Raw genomic sequence first — 20,227 nt, 5'->3', positions numbered from 1 at the left:
TTGTGGAGTGGTGTCAGTACCTCAAAGAACAACTCAATGAGGATTACAAGTTACTCAAGCAGTTAGAGGATGCGCGACGTTGTGAAACTAATCCACGTCGTAAACTTGGCTTAAATGATGATATTGAAGAAATAGAACAAAGAATCCGCGATCGCGAAACCGAACTAAAATCTCTAGGTAATAACCAGAATAATAGTATTGATATCGATACCTTAGTCCAACAAGTACGTCAGCAGCGCCATGACAAAATCCAAAACCAGTGTGGCACAATGCCGATGCTGGATATTTCCCAGCCTATTGCCATTTCAGATATCTACACCGATGTCAATATATTAGAGGAGATAACTAGCCAGCAATGGTTAGATTCTTCTGACTTGGCGCGAAACTTTAACCCACAATCCGATAACTTTGACCGACTGGGATTGGGTAGAGTACGTCAGAAGAGTGTCCCAGGTTTGGATGCTGTGTCGCGTTACAACAAGCTGATGGTACTCGGTAAACCTGGGTCAGGGAAAACCACGTTTTTGCAGTGGGTAGCGATTAAGTGCAACTTAGGTGAATTTCAACCGAACCGAGTCCCGATATTTATCCGACTGAAAAATTTTGCTGAGGATGCCAAAACTTTGGGGACGCAAAGGATGGTACCCTTACAAGATTATATTAATGAAGAATTTGTCAGTTGTGGGATTACAGATAAATCGGTCGTTGAAACGATACTTACTCAGGGGAAAGCATTGATTTTGTTGGATGGCTTGGATGAAGTATTGGAAGAAGACGATGATGAAGTTATTAAGTATATTCGCAGATTTGTTGAGAAGTATTTCAAGAATATGTTTATAATTACTTGTCGCATTGCCGCCCGTAAATATAGGTTTTTGCGTGAAGGATTCACTAATGTTGAGGTTGCCGATTTTAGTTTTGAACAAGTTGAAGCTTTTGCTAAAAATTGGTTTGTAGCCGCGACTAGAAATCATCATAAGGATGGACAAAATAAAGCCAATAAATTTATTGATGCTTTTTACTTGCCGAAAAATAAGCACATTCAAGAACTAGCACGCACACCTATATTACTAAATCTGGCTTGTTTGGTGTTCCAATCCAATGATGATTTTCCCTCAAAACACTCTAGGTTATATGAACAAGCATTGAGTATTCTCCTGCAAAAATGGGATGAGTGCCGATGGATTAAACGGGATCAGTTATCTAGACATTTATCTTTATTAGAAAAGAGAAAATTGTTGAATCATGTAGCATTTATTACGTTTGCGCGTGGTGATTACTTCTTTGAACAAGATAAAATCCAACAAATTATTGCCAACTATCTATTGAATTTACCCCCCAAAAAAAATGGGACTCAATTCTCGAAACAGGATAGTGATAGAGTCTTGAAATCAATTGAAGCACAGCATGGGTTATTGATAGAGCGCTCACGAGGAGTTTACTCGTTCTCGCATTTGAGCTTTCAAGAGTATTTTACCGCACAAGCAATTGTGGAAGATTCTGAATCAGCGGCTTTAAGTAATTTGGTAAATCACATTACTGAAAAGCGTTGGCATGAGGTGTTTATGCTGGTGTCAAATAAGCTAAACAATGCCGATAAATTGCTACAGTTAATGAAGCAAAAAATTGATGCAGTTGTGGCATCAGATGATAAGTTGCAGCAATTTATATTGAGGGAAAAACAAATAGGCTGTTCAACGCCTTCTTTCGCTAAAGCAACAGCGTTGCGTTCTCAATACTTAGAATATCTACTTTACGAGAATATCGACTTTAGTCCCACAGGTATGTCTGACGTGGCTCAAGCTTTTGACCTGACTCGTACCCTAAACCCAGATTTTGATAAACTTTTTAACCTGTCTCTCGATCCTGCCCTTGATGTTGATGAAGTGATCGAGCAATCTCTAGAAGTTAATTTAAAGTTTATCGAGAATTTTTACTCAGACAAAATTCGTGATGCAATTTATTTATTAAATCCAAATTTAGATCATGAACAAGTCTTGTATATCCAGCGAGAAATAATTGAAAATCTACTATATGATGCCAGAATAAAAGGAATTGAAAAAGCAAAATTAATCCAAGAATTTAACACTCAATTACCAACCTATAATCAACGAGAGTGGTTAATAGACCATGGTCAAGCTTGGACAGATAATTTAAGAAATTTACTAATTAGTAATAGTAGTATCAGTCAAGAGTGGCAGTTTAGCAAAGAACAGATAAATTTGCTGCAAAAGTACCGAGATGGAAACTTATTATTGGTCAATTGTCTGAATAACAGTGAAGTATCTCCTGAAGTGCGCCAAGAAATTGAAGACACCTTATTATTACCTATTACCGAAATCGAGAAGCGGAGGAATAAAAGCGAATGGAAGAACTCATAACCTTAAAGGAATTTATCCAGCAAGGCAAAATTCCGGAAGCCTTGGAACTTGTTGAAGAATTAGAGGAGATGAGCAAATCCGATAAACTCAATAAAATATTTAGCTATGGCATCATTCTATTATTGCATCTAATTAAAAAAGTGGCTGAAAATCGCACCACTAAATCCTGGCAGGTTTCTATATTCAATTCAGTTAAGCAAATTCAACGAACGAATCGACGCCATAAAGCTAAAGGGACTTATTTAACCGAAGACGAATTACGGGAAACTTTACAGGATGCTTATGAGTCAGCCCTGAGAAATGCAGCCCTAGAAGCATTCGAGGGAACCTATGAAGCTGAAGAAATCGATGCCATGGTTAACCGAGAAGAAATTATTGAAATGGCAATGGATTTGATTCTAGAACGTCAATCGACTGATGGAACATCAGAAGATTAATACGAAGTCGCGACATCAAATGATGGGAAAGGGCGACCCGAGTAAATTGAGTGGACTACAGTTGTTCATTAGTGCAAGCGGGTCGCCCCTACATGGTTGATCAGGTGTTTTTTCTAGGGTTTGTAGTCAGGGCTTTAGCCTAAGCATTTATCGGTTCAAAACTCAACAAAATAGCGAGCGAGACGCTCACACTACAACGATTCTCTATTGCCTATTGTCACCACCACTGAATTTATTTGTCTTTAGACAACTTGAGATTGGGTTCCTTGGGTTTGAACCCAAGGCGGTAAGACAGCGACAGGTGCAAAATGTTAGTCATAACAAATAACAAATACAAAAATCCGCGATCGCTATCTTGTCGCCAACGCCGCTAACCTCTGTAAAATCTGAAGGACAGGATATAACTCATTCTCTGGTCGATATAGAGAGAACTCTGTGGAAAAGGTATATTGGGGTATTTCACCGAACAATACTTTAATGAACATAAAATGACTACCATTCGTGACTAATCCAAAAGTGGGTTGCTCAGTATTTGGATTTGCCATCATGTAAAATAGGGTTTGCGCTGTTGCATCTTTTAGAGCAAATCCGGCTTGTTTTGACTCAACAACTGCAACCCATGTTTGTTGCTGTAACAGCAGGATATCAATTCGCCCCCAAACCGTTCTTTCTCTACTCTCTATCGCTACATCTACCCGTTTTTCCAAGACTGGATGTAGCGGAGGACGGTAAAATCCTGCCAGTGATAGTAGGGGCGAAAGTACCACCATTTTTACCAAATCTTCTAACATCGGATATTTGTTGAGATAGAGGAACTCTGTTTTGACCCGATCTAAGGTTTGCTTTTCTAAATCGTTGAGTTCTGATAAATTGTCCTGCGCTTCAGGGAAGAAAGTGGAATCGTCTAGAACTTGCCGAAGATTGAATTGGTTTTCAACCTGCGCCAGTGTTAGTTCATGGGCGGGGATAACTGGTGTCATTGCTGCTGTCAGTGTTATTCAAGAAAACGATTACCTTATGTAACACCTTACATACAATTGGCTGAGCCTTGATTGGTGAAAGATTGGAGTTAAGGTGGGGAAGCGTCTGTGCGGGCAGATTAGATTACTGTAACTCCAGAGGTGCAAGTGTTGGGAGATAATTAGTGAGATTTACCTGAAGCGTGTGACCCGATTCAGGATTAAATAGGATAAGTCACTAAAAATAGTAACCTTTCGTGTCTGACAAGCCTAAACCGTCTCGTTCCCTTGCTGGAATTGCCTCGATTGTGGCAATTGCCACCCTGATTAGTAAAATTTTTGGCTTAGTCCGTGAACAAGCGATCGCGGCGGCGTTTGGTGTGGGTCCGGTGGTGAATGCTTATGCCTATGCCTACGTGATTCCAGGCTTTCTGCTGATCTTACTGGGTGGGATAAATGGTCCGTTTCATAGCGCCTTGGTGAGTGTTCTGGCAAAACGGGATAAGTCAGAAGCCGCCCCCCTGGTGGAAACGGTGACGACGTTGGTGAGTGGGATATTATTGCTGGTGACGATTATCCTAATTCTATTTGCGCCTACGTTTATCGATATCCTCGCCCCTGGATTGGAGGAACCCGCGCGATCGCTGGCAGTTCAACAGTTGCAAATTATGGCACCGTTGGCGCTTCTGGCGGGGTTGATTGGCATTGGTTTCGGGACGCTGAATGCTTCAGATCAATATTGGTTACCTAGTGTTAGCCCGTTATTTTCTAGCTTGGCGGTGATTGCGGGGTTGGGGATATTGACAGTCTACTCGGGCGGACAAGTGAATACCCCAGAGTATATCCGCTTGGGTAGTATTGTGTTAGCTGTAGGTACTCTAGCCGGGGCGATTTGGCAGTGGGTGATGCAACTGATTGCCCAGTCGCGATCGGGTATGGGGCGGTTACGGTTGCGGTTTAATTGGAAGCTTCCAGGGGTGAGGGAGGTGATGCGGGTGATGGCACCAGCAACGCTATCCTCTGGGATGTTACATATCAATGTTTATACAGATCTGTTTTTCGCCTCCTTTATCCCGAATGCGGCGGCGGCGATGCGCTATTCCAATTTTATTGTGCTGACGCCGTTGGGAATTATCTCGAATATGATATTAGTGCCGATGCTGCCTGTGTTTTCTCGGTTAGCGGCACCGGAGAATTGGGTGGAGTTGAAAGTGCGGATTCGTCAGGGATTACTGTTGACGGCGTTGACGATGTTACCCCTGACGGCGATTTTTATCTCCCTATCCGTGCCGATTGTCCGGGTAATTTATGAACGCTATGCCTTTGGTGCAGAGGCTTCTCAGATTGTCGCCCCGGTATTGATGGCGTATGGGTTGGGGATGTTCTTTTATTTAGCACGAGATGTTTTAGTGCGGGTATTTTATGCGTTGGGGGATGGGGAGACGCCATTTCGGATTAGTATTGCCAATATCTTTATTAATGCCCTGCTGGATTATTTGTTGGTGAATGCCTTTGCCACACCGGGTTTAGTTTTTGCCACGATTGGCGTCAATATTATTTCGATGAGTTGGCTGTTGTGGGTGTTAAATCGGCGGCTACATGGTTTACCGTTAGGGGAATGGGGGATAGCGCTGGTGGGGTTGGCGGGGAGTAGTGTTGTGGCGGGATTGGGCAGTTGGGGAGTGAGTTGGGGTTGGCAAAAGGTTGTGGGGAGTGAGAATTTATTGCTGCAAGTCTTACAACTGAGTTTGGCAATGTCGGTGGCGTTGGGGATTTTTGCGGTTTTGGTTGCTCGGTTGAAGTTACCGGAAGTGGATATTTTGGTGAGTCGTTTGCGTCAAAAGTTGGGGAAATGAACATCCTTTCGTCAACCCAACCTACAAGCTAGATTTAGAGATAACGTTGTGGAATGAATCAGCATGAGCCAGCTATGGCACTTTGAACTTGATTTTAATGCTATGTAAAAGCAGGGAAATTTACAGCCAGGGGTTAAATTCCCTACCCGATAGAGGATGTAGCCACGATGAATCAGCTTTAACATTATCATATTTAGTGTTTGTCAACAGTCTTTTAAGCTGAACCGTTGCCATGTCTGAACGGCGGATTGCGATTTCCATTCAAAATATCCTGCTCATTACTGCCACCGTTTTGCTGCTGCTGCTGCTGTGGCAACTCAGTAGTCTGTTGGTGATCCTGATGATTTCGGTAGTTCTTGCCGCCACCTTAGCCCCGATCATCAATAGCGCCCAACAGTTGGGAATTCCTCGCTGGTTAGCTGTTCTCCTGGTCTATTTAGGCTTACTGACCATTTTAGTTGGAGTCGGGGTGTTAATTGGACCAACCGTGGTACAGCAAATCCAGCGCCTGTTTCGCCGACTTCCTGACTATCTAGAAGTGTTAGAATCCTTAATTGACCGTTTGGCAGTGCGCCTGGGTATTAGCGAACCCATCATTAGTCAAATTTTTGATACCCAAACCCTCACCAATTGGGCAATTCGTTCCAGTCAACAACTCGTTGTCCGATCGTATGGGGTAACGCGGGGGTTTCTGGGTGGTATTCTCAGTGTGATTCTGGCGTTATTTTTATCGGGCTATATGCTATCCGGTGCGGAACGCTTAATTAAAGGGATTGTGAGTTTATTCCCCAAACCCTGGGATGATCGCTTGGCGGCGCAGGTACAGCCAGTGAGTCGGCGCATGGGCAATTATATCCAGGGACGAGTGTTAGTTTCGGGGATTTTAGGAATTGCGATTACCATTGGTTTAAAAGTTTTGGGGATTACTGAATTTGCTTTAGGTTTAGGTGTGATTGCTGGGGGAACCAATCTGATTCCTTTTTTTGGTCCCGTGTTGGGGGCTATTCCGGCGTTGATTGTGGCAATTGCCCAAGGAGGGTGGACGTTTTTATGGGTATTTCTCCTGTTTGTGATTATTCAAAATGTGGAAACTTATGTGCTTGATCCCCTTTTAGTCGGTTCTTCGGTGAGAGTTCATCCCTTGTATCAATTGTTGGCGGTGGTTGGTGGCGCACAGGTGTTGGGAATTATTGGGGCGTTAATTGTTCCTCCTTGGATAGCCGGGGCGTCTGTTTTGTTAGAGAATCTCTACCTGCAACCCAAACGACAGGCGGAACAGCAAGCCGCCGCACTATCACCACCATCTAGGGAAGAAACTCAAAGCACTCTATCGATGAAAGGTTAACATTAATATGAAGTTCGTTTCTTTTGTCCGGGTGCGGATTGTCCGGACGCTAGTTGTGGCATTTATGGTTGGTTGTTTACTCGCCGTTTTGCCCAGTTTAGCTCAAAATACTTTCAATCAAACTAATTCCAATCAAACTAATTCTACAGCACCGATTATGCTGGATGGGCGCAAGATTTTTGAAGTGACTCCATCTGAACAATACAGCGCCCAAGAACGAGCTGAGTATGTGAATCAAGTTCTCCAAGAACTGGTGGAAACGGCGGAAAGTCCTATAAGTGTTGAACTCACTTCTAAAGATAAAATACCCGTAATTGAGATTGATGGACAGCATTTGGTTTCTGTAACATCAGACGATACACCAGAAGGAAGAAGTCCTCAAGAACAGGCTAAATTTTGGCAAAAAAAACTGCAAACGGTTATTCAAAAGGCACAATATGAGCGCACACCAATCTATTTGATTCAAGCCATCCTGCTCTCAATGGGTTGCGTATTACTGGCGATCGCATTGAGTTGGCTACTCGGTAAGCTTTGGTGTGATTGGCTGAAACCTCAGTTGGATAAAGAGGCGGCGGAGTCAGTCCCCCTAGAGGGAACGAAACAGGCGAACAGCCCCAAATTCGCCGGACAAGTTCTCCTGACACTCATCCGATGTGCTATCTGGGTGTATGCACTGATTTATATCACCACCCAGTTTCGCCAAACCCGACAATTAAGTCGCATCCTTACTGATACTTTAATTGCTAGTTTAACCTCAGACATTATTCCCTTAGGAGATAACTCCTATTCGGTGTTGAAGTTATTAATCCTGATCAGCTTATTTGTCGGGCTGATTATTATGGCAAGAGTGATCAAACAAGGCTTGCGATCGCGGATTTTACGGTTCACGGGTTTGAGTCGTGCAGCACAGGAAACCATTGCGATTATTTTCAATTATGCCTTTATTTTTATCAGCAGCCTTGTCTTACTCCAGTTATGGGGGTTAGATATTAGTTCCCTCACGGTATTTGCGGGTGTGTTGGGGGTGGGTATTGGCTTGGGATTGCAGGGAATTGCCAAGGAGTTTATTAGTGGCTTGGTTTTGATTTTTGAACGTCCTATTCAAGTTGGCGATTTCGTCGATGTGGGCGGATTGATGGGAACGGTGGAATATATTAGTGTTCGCAGTACCGAGATTAAAACATTGGATGATGTTTCGATTATTATTCCTAATTCCAGATTTTTGGAATCGGAGGTGATTAACTGGTCGCATCACAGTGCAGTATCCCGATTAAAGATACCTGTGGGCGTGGCGTATGGCTCAAACCTAAAGACGGTTAGATCGGCTTTGATTGATGCGGCAAAAGAACATAGTGATGTTCTACCTCAGCCCATACCCAGAGTATTTTTTAAGGGATTTGGTGATAGTTCTCTCGATTTTGATTTGTTGGTTTGGATTAGTGAACCTCGCAAGCAGTTCCAAATTAAGAGTGATCTTTATTTTCGGATTGAGGTCATTCTCCGCCATCGAGATGTGGAAATTCCCTTCCCGCAACGGGATCTCCACGTTCGTTCGGGGAATTTACCGATCGATATTTCTCCGCAGTTAGTGGAATCATTAGCACAACTATCCCAGAGTTTGGCGAAGTGGCTCGATCAACAATCCACGGTTAGTCCGCCGCCGGATGGTAATGGTCATGGTAAACATTAACTGTCTAAAAAAATCTGGATACAGTTTGATTACAGCTACCTATCCCAGTAAGCTTTAGCTTACTTGAGCTTTCAGCCGGAAATTGATTTCCCGGCTATATTAGCTTACTTGAGCTTTCAGCCGGAAATTGATTTCCCGGCTATACTTGTATAGCAACCGCCACAACGGTTAGGACACTAAACGTGCATTGACGCAATAAGCGGCATTCATCTGATGTCCTAATGACCCTGGCGACTGCTATAAAATAAAAAAGAACAGGTACAACTCAACTTAATCATCCGTGGCAACCGACTCCCAAAATAATACACCCAAGCAAGTTCTAGTTTGTCAACATCGTTCCTGTCAAGCCGAAGGTTCAGCCGATGTCTTGGCGGCGTTTGAGGAAGCGGCTGAGGATACAGACTTTAAGATCAAAGGGACAGATTGCCAAGGACAATGTAGTTGTGGTCCGACGGTGCGAGTTGTACCGGAAGAAACCTGGTACTATCGGGTTCAACCCAGTGATGTCCGCCGGATTGTGGAACAACACCTGAAAGAAGGGAAGCCAGTTGATGAAAAACTGAATCCGAGGATTCATCTGCGGTTTGGCTTTTGATGATGATTCGCGCAACACATAACCGACTCCCCGAACTGTTTGTACTAAGGGCTTGGAGACCAAGCCCCTACGGGTTTGCTGGGTTAATTTGATGATGATTCGCGCAACACATAACCAACCCCCCGCACCGTTTGCACTAAGCGCTTCTCGCCATTGGCTTCTAGTTTCAGGCGCAGATAGCGCACATAGACCTCGATAATATTAGAATCCCCCATAAAATCGTACCCCCAGACTCGTTCCAGGATTTGGTCACGGGTGAGAACCTGGCGAGGATGGGAGATCAGATAATCGAGTAAATCAAACTCCTTCGCCGTCAGTTCAATTAAGCGATCGCCCCGATAGACTTCACGGGTGGAATGGTTTAAGCTTAAGTCAGCAAATTGTAGGGTATCTGGGTCTTCCTCCTGATTCCGTCGCAGATGCGCTCTAACTCTGGCTAACAACTCCTCCACACTAAAGGGTTTCACCACATAGTCATCCGCACCCGCATCCAACCCCGCCACGCGATCGCTCACTTCATCCTTAGCGGTTAATAATATAATTGGCACCTTATCCCCTGTACTCCGCAGACGGCGACAAATCTCTAACCCCGATACTCCCGGTAGCATCCAGTCGAGAATCAGCAAATCCGGCTGAGATTCCCGCGCTGTCGCTAAACCCGCGAACCCATCCGGCGCTACGCTGACTTGATATCCTTCATATTGCAGTTCCAGTTCGATAAACTTGGCGAGTTTTGCCTCATCTTCCACAACTAAGATATGGTGCGTCATTGCTTGGAAATTCCGAAAATACAGAAGTTTTAACCTATCTCGCTCCAATTCCTTACCCGTCTACACGGATGGATAGCGAGTTTTTCTTTTTATGTGGTATATTGACCTGGATTTCTGATCACCATTGTCCCAAGGCTTATACAACCTGGATTGACCTTAGAATAAGGCTTTCAACACTCTGTCAGAATTATGGCTCGGTAAAAAATGCTTGAAACCTAATCTAGGTAAGGGTTCCGAGGACTACGATAGCAAAACTTGTGAGAAATGCGGGTTTAATTCAGTGGCATTCTTATTAAGCAAGCCCTATATAAATACAAACTTATCCTAAAATTTACCATATAGATGAATTTTCGGGAAATAATTTACGATAAAGTCGTCTCTGCTCTACTTACTGTACCTACTCTCAAGAGTTGGCTCTTTACCTTTTTCCTGTTATTTATAATTGCATTAACTTGCTTACCCATAGGATTTCAGTCAGGACTTTTAGAGTTTAAAATTTTGCACTTATCGTTTATCGGTATGATCAAGATTTTAGTTAGTCGCTTCTTTTTTCCCTGTTTTGCCGAAGAGCTGCTATTTCGCGTCCTCCTACTTCCCAATCCAACCCGTAATACTCCAGTCAATATCCAATTAACTATGGCTTTTATCAGCATAGTTCTTTATGTCATCGGTCATCCTATATTTGCCGCTTTAGTTTACCAAAAAGCATTCGGAGTTTTCACCAATCCCGGTTTTCTGTTGTCAACGCTAATTTTAGGAATCACGTTGACGATTTCCTACTGGCACTCTCGCTCAATCTGGTCCCCTATTGTAATTCATTGGATTGTTGTTGTCGTTTGGCTACTTATATTCGATGGGTATTCAAAATTAGATTTATAGTCATTTGATTTAAATCCAGTTCAACACTTGAGTCAGTAAACTATTCAAGTCGGGTAGTTTTACCCGGAAAGAAAGGTCAAAATACGCTATGGCGCGACACTATTCTAAGTTGAATGATACTGAATTATAGTTGGTGGGCAGTGCCCACCATACGGGATATTAAGGGTTTCGGTGCTCTAAAACTGCTTATTTTAGTGCCATTGAATTTAAGTTCGGCACTCGCCAGAGTTTAATTGTTTTATCTGCACTACCACTGACTAATGTTTCTCCATCTGGGCTAATCGCGATAGAATTAACTGAACTTAAATGACCCTTTAGCGTGCGAATTAATTGTCCTGTGGTAAGATGCCAAAGTTTAATCGTCTTATCTGCACTCCCACTAGCTAAAACTTGACCATCGGGACTAATGGCTAAAGCATTCACAAAACTTGAATGTCCTGTCAGGGTGCGAATTAATTGTCCTGTGGTTAAATCCCAAAGTTTAATCGTCTTATCCGCACTCCCACTGACTAACGTTTTCCCATCCGGACTAATTTCCAAAGCATTGACTGAACTTGAATGTTCGGTTAGCGTGCGAATTTCTTTCCCTGTGGCTAAATCCCAAAGTTTAATCGTTTTATCCGCACCTCCACTGACTAAGGTTTTCCCATCTGGGCTAATTACCAGGTAATTCACTGAACTTGAATGTCCGGTTAGCGTGCGAATTAATTGTCCTGTGGCTAAATCCCAAAGTTTAATCGTTTTATCTGCACTCCCACTGACTAACATCTTGCCATCCGGACTAATTACCAAATAATTGACAAAACTGGAATGTCCCGATAAGGTTTGATTTTTTTCCGGAGTAACCAAATTCCAAACCTGAATGTTCTTATCGCCACTTCCCGTAACCAGTTTATCCCAGTCCGAATTAATCGCAAAGTAATTAACAGGCTTGGTATATCCTGTAAGTTGGCGAATTTCTTGACCTGAAGCTAGATGCCAAAACCGGATGGTTTTATCCGCATTGCCACTCACTACTATCTCTCCATCCGGACTAATCACGAGGTAATTAATATAACTGGCATTGGCATTGATTGTTTGAGCCAGTCCGATAGACTGATAGGCAGCAATTTCAGCCGAAATTTGAGGTTCTATTTGTTTAACTTGATAAACGCTAACGCCAACGACTAACGCTAAAGTCCCTAACCAAAACCATTTTTTTTGAGCGATTAAACGCTTACACTGAGAAAGCTTAGAAATTATCCCATATTCCGCTTGCGGCACCGTTGCTATTTGCATTTTTGTCTGACTGGGTAATTGCGGAGACGAAGATAGGGGAGTGGAAATAGACGATAATGAAATAGTGGCTAATTCATCGATAATGTCCTGAGTTGTCTTATGCCGAGTCGCTGCTGTCGGTGACATTAGCTTATCAATTAGGTCTGCCAATGGGGATGAGAGTCCAGAAACCTGTTCGCGCCAATTACAGCGATCGGTTAATGGGTCATACATACTCGGATCAGTTACCGATTTTGCAGTTAACAAATAGACAAAGGTTCGACCCAACGCATAGAAATCGGATTGAGGAACCGCATGACCTTTTTCTTGTTCCGGTGGTGTATAACCTGCCGAACTAATTTTAGTAACATTCCCTGCGCCACCCACTTCCGCTAAATAGGTATAAGTTAATTCTCTGGCTGTACCAAAATCAATCAACACCAATTGCCCGGTGGGGCGCAGCATTATATTTTCGGGTTTAATATCTCGATGAAAATAGTTTTTTTTATGAACCAGATGTAAAATTTCAACCAGTTGTTTTAGCCAATTCAGTGCCAGAGATTCGGAAATGGGATGATTCCCCTGTTGTCGCATCCACTGCTTTAAATTCAGTCCCTCAATTTTTTCCATGATGATGCAGTGCAGCGGTTCCCCAGCTTGGGGAATAACCTGAAAATATCCATCGGATTCAACTTGGGGAATACCGGGATGATGAAGCTGACTTAATACGGCGGCTTCTTGTTGAAATAATTCGATGACTTTAGGATTATTATTGTGCTTAGGTTTGAGGACTTTTAAGATTTTGGGACGAGTTCCTTTGTAGGCTTCATACACCATCCCAAAGCCACTGGTATCGCTGAGGAGACGCATCACCTGATAGCGCTCTTGGATTAACAACGATGAGCCACAATTGCGACAAATTCGATTGTTGAGGTTACCTGGATCACTGGGTTCAGAACATCGGGGGTTGATACAGTAGCTCATATCTTGCTACAACCATGTCACGAAAGATCTTTCCCTGATCTTAGGATGCAAATAAGGATGCTGGGGAATATTCATCGACGAACGATTAAAATTTCGATCGAAACTGCTAAGATGTAAAAAACTGTTTCTTTCAAAAGCTGAATTGAGTAACATTTTATGAGTGGTGTGACTGCCTACGACTGGCAATCACCGCCGTGCGATCGCTCCCACAGAACTAATCCTTCTGTAGCGCCACTGACGGTTTTCTGCGACTTCGATGGACCGATTATCGATGTCTCTAAGCGCTATTACACCACCTACAAGCTAGCGCTGGCGGATACTTGCTCTGCTTATCAAGCCCAAGGAATCACGTTACCGATTCAACAGCTTGAACCCCAGCAGTTTTGGGAGATGAAACAGGATCGGGTGGCGGATGAAGACATTGCCCTGCGATCGGGTGTACAAGGAGAACAATTTGAGTTTTTCTTATCACGAGTCTTAGAAATTGTCAATCAACCCTTGCTGTTACATCTGGATAAGTTGCAACCTGGGGTGCGTTGGGCATTAGCCAGACTCCATTCTCAAGGTATCCGGCTGGTATTGGTGACGTTGCGCTGTCAGGAACAAGCGACACAAATTTTGAGAAATTACGGCTTGACTCGTCTGTTTAGTGGGATTTATGGAACTTACGACGATCAAGCCGCCTATCGAAATAATGTTGAACTCAAGCAACAACGTTTAGCACAAGCCTTAACCGAACAAGTCTGTTTTTCTCTTCAGCCGCAATCAGCATGGATGATTGGTGACACAGAGGCGGATCTCCTCGCCGCCCAAGCGGTGTCTATTCCCACTGTAGCGCTGACGTGTGGGATTCGTTCCTATCGTTATCTCCAGCAATTCCAACCCACTCACACTTGCTATGATCTGTTGACGGCGGCTGATTATCTTTTGGGAAAGATGAAGCGTGAACACTAATACCCAATTTAAATGCATGACAGCTTATTAGCCCTTCGACTTCGCTCAGGGCTAAGAAAATTAGAAGAATAAATGACCATTGCCTATTGCCTATTCCCCATTCCCTGGAAAGATCAAGACTGTTCTAGCAAATGCATCTGTTCCCACCAACGACTCAGGGGATAATACACCACAGGTGCCCACAAACTACTGAGAATCGCGGAGGATAGGGCAATACGCTGGTGATCTATCCAAATTTCTGCTAACGTGCGATCGCCCATAAAACTGTACTGAATCGCCGTCACCGTCTCAGCGACAACCGCCATCCCAAATACAATTAGCGCCACGGAAATAAAATCTTCCTGAATATATCGCTGCTTCTGCATCCGAGCTGTTAAAATGCCCACCAACACTAGACTCAAGACATGAGTGGGTTCAGGGGCAGTTATCCCATCTTGAATCAAACCCAGTGTTAACCCTGCCATCGCCCCCTGAAAAGCGGTGCGTTTGATACTCCAGGCAACCACCCAAATTAACAACCAATTCGGGGCAATTCCTAGTAATTCCATACCCGGTAACCGAGTGGGTAAAGCCATCACACATACAAGGACAGAACCCGCCGTTACCATCCAATTGAGCAGTTGACGAACTTGGGGGGAAAACTGGGAAAGGTTGAAAATGTTGTTCAAGGGTTTCTTCTGGGCTATCCTAAATGAGTTTTGCCTTTTTTTGACCTCCATTTCACCGCCTAAGTATCACATCTAGGTTTTTTTGATTAACGTAGCTTGCTGCTCAAGAAAGCGAGTATGACGATTCCCACGGTTTAACTCTAATTATCCCCACCTACTTATTCGGGATCAACCGTCCTTGATTGGGGATAAACAATCACCCACTCCAAGGCATCTAAAGGCGCTGTCAACTCAATGACAGCTTCGGGGGCTGGACTTTTATCCAAGTTGACTGACTCCACCCGTCCTAACGGTAACCCAGCAGGAAACAGTTTGCTCACGGGTGAAGTGGAAACCGCATCTCCCCGACGGACATCGGGTACTTTGTCAAAAAACTGCAACACCGCCCGATTTGAACCTTGTCCTCGAATAAACCCCATGCTACGGCTACGGCTAATCACCGCCCCGACTCGGCTGGTGGCGTCACTGATTAGTAGTACGCGACTTGTATTCGGCGTCACATTAACAATCTGACCCACTAAACCGCCAGGTGCCATCACAATTGAATCCACCTTAATCCCATCTCGACTCCCTCGACCCAAAGTTACATGTTGCCACCAGTGACCCGCACTACGCCCGATGATTGGGGCAAGAATTCCTTGCTGGTCTTTGGTTTTAGAATAATTCAGTAGCTCTTTGAGTTTTTGGTTTTGGCTCTCAAGTTCAATCAGACGCTGTTGTAGTTCCAGCACTTTGGCATTTGTCAGACGCTCTTCTTGTGTCGGTTCTGATTGTAAGGGGCGGGTCAATAACTGATAAGCCTCAAAGAGAGCTGCACCCTGAGTTTGGCGAACGAACCAAGCAAGGCTTAGAGTTAGTCCTCCCAGCACAACAGCGACTCCATGTTTGTCCCACCAACGACGCAATATATACATAACCTGTCCAGTATTCGTTCAGCTTCCGGCTGATGCGCCAGAGTTGCAATAGTGCAGTTGACTTCTCATGCAGCTTGTGAACCAACCAAAGTAGCTCTCTAAGAGATTATCAGCTTAGATATGGCGAGAGCGCCCACTAAATACCCGTTCTAGTTGTTTGAAGTTCTCTAGAACACGACCTGTGCCTAAAACCACACAACTTAGGGGATCAGCCGCTACATGAGTCACAATACCCGTTTCGTGACTAATCAACGTATCTAGTCCTTTTAGTAAGGCACCACCACCCGCTAACATGATGCCTCGATCAATAATATCGGCAGCGAGTTCAGGTGGTGTCCGCTCTAACGTCCGTTTTACCGCATCAACGATGACTGAAAGCGGTTCGGACATACTTTCGCGAATTTCGGGTCCCTTGATACTCACAGTTCGCGGTAAACCAGACAGCAAGTGTAAGCCGCGTACTTCCATGGAGAAATCATCGTCCTCATGAGTCGGGTAGGCTGAACCAATCTGAATTTTAATTTCTTCAGCCGTTCGCTCTCCAATCACCAGGTTATGCACTTTTTTCATGTACTGGGTGATCGATTCACTCAGTTCATCACCAGCAACCCGTACCGATTCGCTCAAAACGGTACCTTGTAAACTGAGTACCGCGACTTCCGTCGTACCACCACCGATATCGATAATCATATTACCGGTTGGCTCTGCCACTGGCAGCCCCGCACCGATGGCAGCAGCAACAGGTTCATCGATCAAGTACACATCTCTGGCACCAGCTTGAGAGGCAGCTTCCATTACTGCCCGCCGTTCCACACCGGTTACACCACTGGGAATCCCAATGACAATCCGAGGTTGAACTAAAGTGCGCCCTTCGTGAACTCGCCGGATAAAATGCTTGAGCATGAGTTCGGCGGTATCGAAGTCAGCAATCACACCATCGCGTAAAGGACGCAAGGCGACCACGTTACCTGGAGTTCTGCCCAGCATTTTTTTGGCGTCCTCTCCCACTGCTAGTGGCACTTTTTCATCTTGGTCCATGGCGACGACAGAAGGCTCCTGGAGTACGATGCCTTTGCCAGATACATATACTAAAGTATTAGCTGTACCTAAATCGATACCCATGTCCCGGGATAGGGAAAAGCGACTGAAAATACCCACTTGTTTATACGCCCCCAAGGTCGAATGTTTCTATGTATAACAAACAATGTATCTGAACTGTAACCGAGGTGGATTCTATTACGTTTTTTTGGCTGAGTCTAGTGAAGTTGATAAAGTCATCGCTATTAATCTTTGAAAACGAAGCTGAAAGTATCATTCAGACGACAAAATTGCTGATCCGGAGAAAGTCAAGGTCACAAGCGAGCGTGAATCACGGCAATTGGCGTGCCTCCAGTAGGGCTTGAGGGATTGTGGACAACGGTATAAATTCGCTAAACTAATTAGCAATCAGTACAAGGGTACTAAAAAAATGAGTCTCAATGTAGTTAATTTAGTTGGTCGGGTGGGCGCAGACCCAGATGTCAGGTATTTCGAGTCGGGCAGTGTTTTGTGTAAGTTAACATTGGCAGTGGATCGCCGTAGTCGCAACAGTGATAAGCCGGACTGGTTCAATATCGAGATTTGGGGGAAGACAGCGGAAGTGGCGGCAAACTACGTGCGGAAGGGAAGTTTGATTGGGATTCAAGGAGCGCTGAAAATTGATCCGTTAACGACGCGGGATGGTCACAATTTCCACAAGCCCGTGATCCGGGCGGATCGAATGGATTTATTAGGCTCTAAACGCGATAATGATCCCAGCACGGTTGATCGCTACGGCGAGACAGAGTTCTAAACGTTAGTAGCTAATTTGCAGGGTTACGGATGCCTGTACCTCTTGCTCACCACCAATAACTGGTGTCGGAGCATTTTGGGCAAAGGACTCCGCCCTGCTCATCAGCGGCATCGGTGGAGACGGTGGTGTGGCACCGTTAATTTGAATGGTAACAACATCTTGACGGGTGAGGTTCAAGGCATTTAACACCGCATCGGCTTGTTCTTGGGCATCTTGGGTGGCTTCTCGTAGCGCTTGTTTTTGAGCCGTGGCGATCGCACTTTCTGGGGCGGTAAAGCTAATCGAGTCGATGCGGGTAGCACCAGCAGCCACAGCATCATCCAAAAGGCTTCCCGCCTGTTCTGTGGGAATGCGGAAACTGACCGTGTTACTGGCAGAATACCCGATCAGGCGCTGCTGATTGTCCTCGTAGCTATAGACAGGGTTGAGTTGGATGCTGGTGGTTTGGAGTTGTTCAACATTACGCGATCGCAGCAACTCCACCACCGCCGCCGATTGACGTGCCACCTCTTGTTGCACCTGTTGCGCTGTTTTTCCTTGTACCTCAACCCCTAACTGGACTCGGGTCAAGGTTGTGGGAATTCGTTCTACGCCTTGTCCGGTTACCGTTAGCGTTCGTAACAATCGCTCCTGCGCGATCGCGGGATTTATGCATCCGAGCATCACTAAACCCAAAACCCCAGCCATCACCTGTAACTTTTTTTGGCTCAGAAAACGGGAACATAAATCTGTCATTTTATAAATTCTCCAAACACCGATAGATTAAGCCTTAACTTTGACACCATAGAGCATTATCATTTCTGGGGTTACAGTTTTTGCAACTCAGTAGTTTAATCTGTAGCCAAGCTCCCAGACGCGCCATGGCACGTCTCTACAAGCTCCCTGTTCCCTGTTCCCTGTAGAATAGAACCCATGCTTTTTTCTCAATCCGTAGCTGATGCAACTGCCTGGGTGAGTTCCCTAACTCCCCCCTTAGGTTTAAGATGGCTATCGGCACATCAATCGCTGATCGCCACAGCCAGTGAAGCCTCCAGCAGCGAAGCCGAAAATAGTTCATTAATCTTCGCTGGCGTATTGCTGAGTTTAGTCGTCATTTACTTCGCCAGCAAACTGGGTGGCGAACTTTGTGCGCGGATTAACTTGCCACCTGTACTGGGGGAACTGGTTGGTGGTGTCGTTGTGGGAGTCTCAGCGCTGCATCTACTTGTTTTTCCCGAAGCCGGGGCAGATGCCGCTAGCTCAATGATTGTCAGCTTTCTGGAGCGCACAGCGGGCTTAAATCCAATGGCGGCTGAGTCGGTGTTTGAGACTCAGAGTGAGGTGATCTCAGTTTTATCCGAACTGGGGGTGGTGATTCTTCTATTTGAAATTGGACTGGAATCGGATTTGCAAGAACTGATCCGAGTCGGTCCACAAGCGGCTGTTGTCGCCATTGTTGGGGTGATTGCCCCCTTTGCCGCCGGAACCGCTGGGTTAACCTATTTGTTCGACGTTCCCGCCGTCCCAGCTATTTTTGCAGGGGCGGCGCTAACCGCTACCAGTATTGGGATTACCGCCAAAGTCTTAGCCGAAATCGGCAGTCTCAGTTCCAAAGAAGGTCAAATTATCATTGGTGCAGCGGTATTAGACGACGTGTTAGGCATCATCGTGCTAGCCGTGGTAGCGAGTTTAGCCAAAACCGGGGAAATCGCGATCGCGAATGTTATTTATCTAATCATCAGTGCGGGTGTCTTTTTAGTCGGTTCCATTTTAGTGGGGCGCTTTCTCGGTCCCTACTTTGTCGCCTTGGTGGATGAAATGAAGACAAGGGGTCAGGTATTACTCACCGCCCTGATTTTTGCCGCGATTCTGTCTTACATTGCCGCCGCGATTCAACTTGAAGCCATCTTAGGCGCATTTGCCGCTGGCTTAATTCTGGCAGAAACCGATAAACGCCGCGAATTAGAGGAACAGGTGTTACCTGTGGCGGATGTCCTCACCCCGATTTTCTTTGTGGTGGTGGGTGCCAAAACCGATTTAAGTGTCCTTAATCCAGCGGTTCCCAGCAATCGAGAAGGGTTGATTTTGGCACTGTTCCTGATCGTGGTGGCAATTATCGGTAAGGTAGTCACAGGCTTTACCGTCTTTGGTCAACCGGGTATTAATCGTTTGGCAATTGGTGTGGGGATGATTCCCCGAGGCGAAGTGGGACTGGTTTTTGCTGGCGTCGGTTCAGCGAGTGGGGCGCTTTCCTCGGCAACTGAGGCGGCGATTATCATGATGGTGATTTTAACCACATTTATCGCTCCCCCCTTATTGCGATTAGTCTTAAAAGAACCCGAAACTGTCCCAGGAACAGAGCCAGTGGAAACCCTGTCAGAGTCTAAACCCGAATGACTTAATCATCCCCAGTTCTCCTGAAGTACAAGCAGGGGGAGCAGGGGTTGTAGAGACGTGCCATGGCGCGTCTGGAAGCAGTTGGGATTGTTCATCCGAAAAGGGACTATACTATTTTTTTTGAAACTTAAATTCGTTACTCTACGTCCCTGAAAGCTGACTGTCTATAACAGCTAATCAACTCAACTTGGGTCATGAACCCCATGCCTAAAGGCAGGGGCTTGTAGACTGCCCGACTCTTCGAGCGGGATACAAGCCACAACATGACCAGCCTCAGACTTTCGAGGTCTACGTTTTCAAGGTCACGATACCTACAAATGCGTCGCTAGTT

General features: G+C 45.1%; 17 protein-coding genes. 10 read left to right on the top strand and 7 right to left on the bottom strand.

Annotation, left to right across the window (positions count from 1 at the left end):
- Positions 1-2: 2 nt before the first annotated feature.
- Together RIC07_RS36590 and RIC07_RS36585 are read left to right on the top strand one after the other, a co-directional pair.
- Positions 3-2,381: an NACHT domain-containing protein gene (locus tag RIC07_RS36590; protein WP_446398791.1), complete on the top strand. Its 2,379-nt coding sequence runs from the start codon at positions 3-5 to the stop codon at positions 2,379-2,381.
- Complete coding sequence (locus RIC07_RS36585; RefSeq protein ID WP_446398790.1) at positions 2,366-2,818, top strand: DUF29 family protein; 453 nt, start codon at positions 2,366-2,368, stop codon at positions 2,816-2,818. The genes RIC07_RS36590 and RIC07_RS36585 overlap by 16 nt, the downstream gene beginning before the upstream one ends.
- Positions 2,819-3,168: 350 nt before the next feature.
- Here the strand turns inward: RIC07_RS36585 and RIC07_RS36580 are convergent, their stop codons facing one another.
- Positions 3,169-3,798, bottom strand: a complete 630-nt coding sequence (locus tag RIC07_RS36580; RefSeq protein WP_446398789.1) for a restriction endonuclease subunit R — start codon at positions 3,796-3,798, stop codon at positions 3,169-3,171.
- A gap of 236 nt (positions 3,799-4,034) precedes the next feature.
- Between RIC07_RS36580 and murJ the strand changes: the two genes are divergently transcribed.
- The 4 genes from murJ to RIC07_RS36560 all read left to right on the top strand — a co-directional run bounded on the left by murJ (position 4,035) and on the right by RIC07_RS36560 (position 9,263).
- Positions 4,035-5,633, top strand: coding sequence for a murein biosynthesis integral membrane protein MurJ (gene murJ, locus RIC07_RS36575; RefSeq protein WP_446398788.1), 1,599 nt, complete (start codon positions 4,035-4,037; stop codon positions 5,631-5,633).
- Between the two features lie 232 nt (positions 5,634-5,865).
- On the top strand, positions 5,866-6,978 hold the full coding sequence (locus RIC07_RS36570; RefSeq protein WP_446398787.1) for an AI-2E family transporter: 1,113 nt from the start codon (positions 5,866-5,868) through the stop codon (positions 6,976-6,978).
- A gap of 7 nt (positions 6,979-6,985) precedes the next feature.
- Positions 6,986-8,668, top strand: a complete 1,683-nt coding sequence (locus RIC07_RS36565) for a mechanosensitive ion channel family protein (protein WP_446398786.1) — start codon at positions 6,986-6,988, stop codon at positions 8,666-8,668.
- Between the two features lie 280 nt (positions 8,669-8,948).
- Entirely contained in the window at positions 8,949-9,263 is a 315-nt protein-coding gene (locus RIC07_RS36560) for a (2Fe-2S) ferredoxin domain-containing protein (RefSeq protein ID WP_446398785.1), read from the top strand.
- Positions 9,264-9,346: 83 nt separating this feature from the next.
- Here the strand turns inward: RIC07_RS36560 and RIC07_RS36555 are convergent, their stop codons facing one another.
- Positions 9,347-10,033 (bottom strand): response regulator transcription factor, encoded by a 687-nt coding sequence (locus RIC07_RS36555; RefSeq protein ID WP_446398784.1) that lies wholly within the window; start codon positions 10,031-10,033, stop codon positions 9,347-9,349.
- 342 nt (positions 10,034-10,375) lie between these two features.
- Here RIC07_RS36555 and RIC07_RS36550 point away from each other — a divergent pair, with 342 nt between their 5' ends.
- Positions 10,376-10,912 (top strand): CPBP family glutamic-type intramembrane protease, encoded by a 537-nt coding sequence (locus tag RIC07_RS36550; protein ID WP_446398783.1) that lies wholly within the window; start codon positions 10,376-10,378, stop codon positions 10,910-10,912.
- 186 nt (positions 10,913-11,098) lie between these two features.
- Here the strand turns inward: RIC07_RS36550 and RIC07_RS36545 are convergent, their stop codons facing one another.
- Positions 11,099-13,153, bottom strand: a complete 2,055-nt coding sequence (locus RIC07_RS36545; RefSeq protein WP_446398782.1) for a protein kinase domain-containing protein — start codon at positions 13,151-13,153, stop codon at positions 11,099-11,101.
- A gap of 156 nt (positions 13,154-13,309) precedes the next feature.
- Between RIC07_RS36545 and RIC07_RS36540 the strand changes: the two genes are divergently transcribed.
- The gene (locus RIC07_RS36540) at positions 13,310-14,107 is read left to right on the top strand and encodes an HAD family hydrolase (protein WP_446398781.1); all 798 of its coding nucleotides are present in this window, start codon (positions 13,310-13,312) and stop codon (positions 14,105-14,107) included.
- A 113-nt stretch (positions 14,108-14,220) separates the two neighbouring features.
- On the opposite strand, the gene mreD is transcribed toward RIC07_RS36540, so the two are convergent.
- The 3 genes from mreD to RIC07_RS36525 all read right to left on the bottom strand — a co-directional run bounded on the left by mreD (position 14,221) and on the right by RIC07_RS36525 (position 16,811).
- Entirely contained in the window at positions 14,221-14,766 is a 546-nt protein-coding gene (gene mreD, locus RIC07_RS36535) for a rod shape-determining protein MreD (RefSeq protein WP_446375486.1), read from the bottom strand.
- Positions 14,767-14,933: 167 nt separating this feature from the next.
- Entirely contained in the window at positions 14,934-15,689 is a 756-nt protein-coding gene (gene mreC / locus RIC07_RS36530; protein WP_446398780.1) for a rod shape-determining protein MreC, read from the bottom strand.
- A 114-nt stretch (positions 15,690-15,803) separates the two neighbouring features.
- Positions 15,804-16,811, bottom strand: a complete 1,008-nt coding sequence (locus RIC07_RS36525; RefSeq protein ID WP_044208646.1) for a rod shape-determining protein — start codon at positions 16,809-16,811, stop codon at positions 15,804-15,806.
- A 346-nt stretch (positions 16,812-17,157) separates the two neighbouring features.
- On the opposite strand from RIC07_RS36525, the gene RIC07_RS36520 reads away from it, so the two are divergent.
- A complete protein-coding gene (locus tag RIC07_RS36520) occupies positions 17,158-17,520 on the top strand; it encodes a single-stranded DNA-binding protein (protein ID WP_446398779.1) in 363 nt (120 codons plus the stop codon).
- Between the two features lie 3 nt (positions 17,521-17,523).
- Here RIC07_RS36520 and RIC07_RS36515 read toward each other — a convergent pair whose 3' ends face one another.
- A complete protein-coding gene (locus RIC07_RS36515) occupies positions 17,524-18,255 on the bottom strand; it encodes an SIMPL domain-containing protein (protein ID WP_446375446.1) in 732 nt (243 codons plus the stop codon).
- 177 nt (positions 18,256-18,432) lie between these two features.
- Here RIC07_RS36515 and RIC07_RS36510 point away from each other — a divergent pair, with 177 nt between their 5' ends.
- Complete coding sequence (locus RIC07_RS36510) at positions 18,433-19,896, top strand: cation:proton antiporter (RefSeq protein WP_446398778.1); 1,464 nt, start codon at positions 18,433-18,435, stop codon at positions 19,894-19,896.
- The last annotated feature ends 331 nt before the right edge of the window (positions 19,897-20,227 follow it).

Origin of the sequence: Coleofasciculus sp. E1-EBD-02 (assembly GCF_040218245.1) — a bacterium.
Taxonomy (GTDB): Bacteria; Cyanobacteriota; Cyanobacteriia; order Cyanobacteriales; family Coleofasciculaceae; genus Coleofasciculus.
The sequence above is the reverse complement of the archived record's forward strand: the minus strand, read 5'-3'. Positions and strand labels throughout refer to the sequence as shown.

Bases quoted from the DNA above. Each gene is read 5' to 3' on its own strand.
- RIC07_RS36585 (WP_446398790.1), top strand. From the start codon at position 2,366: ATGGAAGAACTCATAACCTTAAAGGAATTTATCCAGCAAGGCAAAATT.
- RIC07_RS36580 (WP_446398789.1), bottom strand. From the start codon at position 3,798: ATGACACCAGTTATCCCCGCCCATGAACTAACACTGGCGCAGGTTGAA.
- RIC07_RS36570 (WP_446398787.1), top strand. From the start codon at position 5,866: ATGTCTGAACGGCGGATTGCGATTTCCATTCAAAATATCCTGCTCATT.
- RIC07_RS36565 (WP_446398786.1), top strand. From the start codon at position 6,986: ATGAAGTTCGTTTCTTTTGTCCGGGTGCGGATTGTCCGGACGCTAGTT.
- RIC07_RS36555 (WP_446398784.1), bottom strand. From the start codon at position 10,033: ATGACGCACCATATCTTAGTTGTGGAAGATGAGGCAAAACTCGCCAAG.
- RIC07_RS36550 (WP_446398783.1), top strand. From the start codon at position 10,376: ATGAATTTTCGGGAAATAATTTACGATAAAGTCGTCTCTGCTCTACTT.
- RIC07_RS36545 (WP_446398782.1), bottom strand. From the start codon at position 13,153: ATGAGCTACTGTATCAACCCCCGATGTTCTGAACCCAGTGATCCAGGT.
- RIC07_RS36540 (WP_446398781.1), top strand. From the start codon at position 13,310: ATGAGTGGTGTGACTGCCTACGACTGGCAATCACCGCCGTGCGATCGC.
- mreC (WP_446398780.1), bottom strand. From the start codon at position 15,689: ATGTATATATTGCGTCGTTGGTGGGACAAACATGGAGTCGCTGTTGTG.
- RIC07_RS36525 (WP_044208646.1), bottom strand. From the start codon at position 16,811: ATGGGTATCGATTTAGGTACAGCTAATACTTTAGTATATGTATCTGGC.
- RIC07_RS36520 (WP_446398779.1), top strand. From the start codon at position 17,158: ATGAGTCTCAATGTAGTTAATTTAGTTGGTCGGGTGGGCGCAGACCCA.
- RIC07_RS36515 (WP_446375446.1), bottom strand. From the start codon at position 18,255: ATGACAGATTTATGTTCCCGTTTTCTGAGCCAAAAAAAGTTACAGGTG.
- RIC07_RS36510 (WP_446398778.1), top strand. From the start codon at position 18,433: ATGCTTTTTTCTCAATCCGTAGCTGATGCAACTGCCTGGGTGAGTTCC.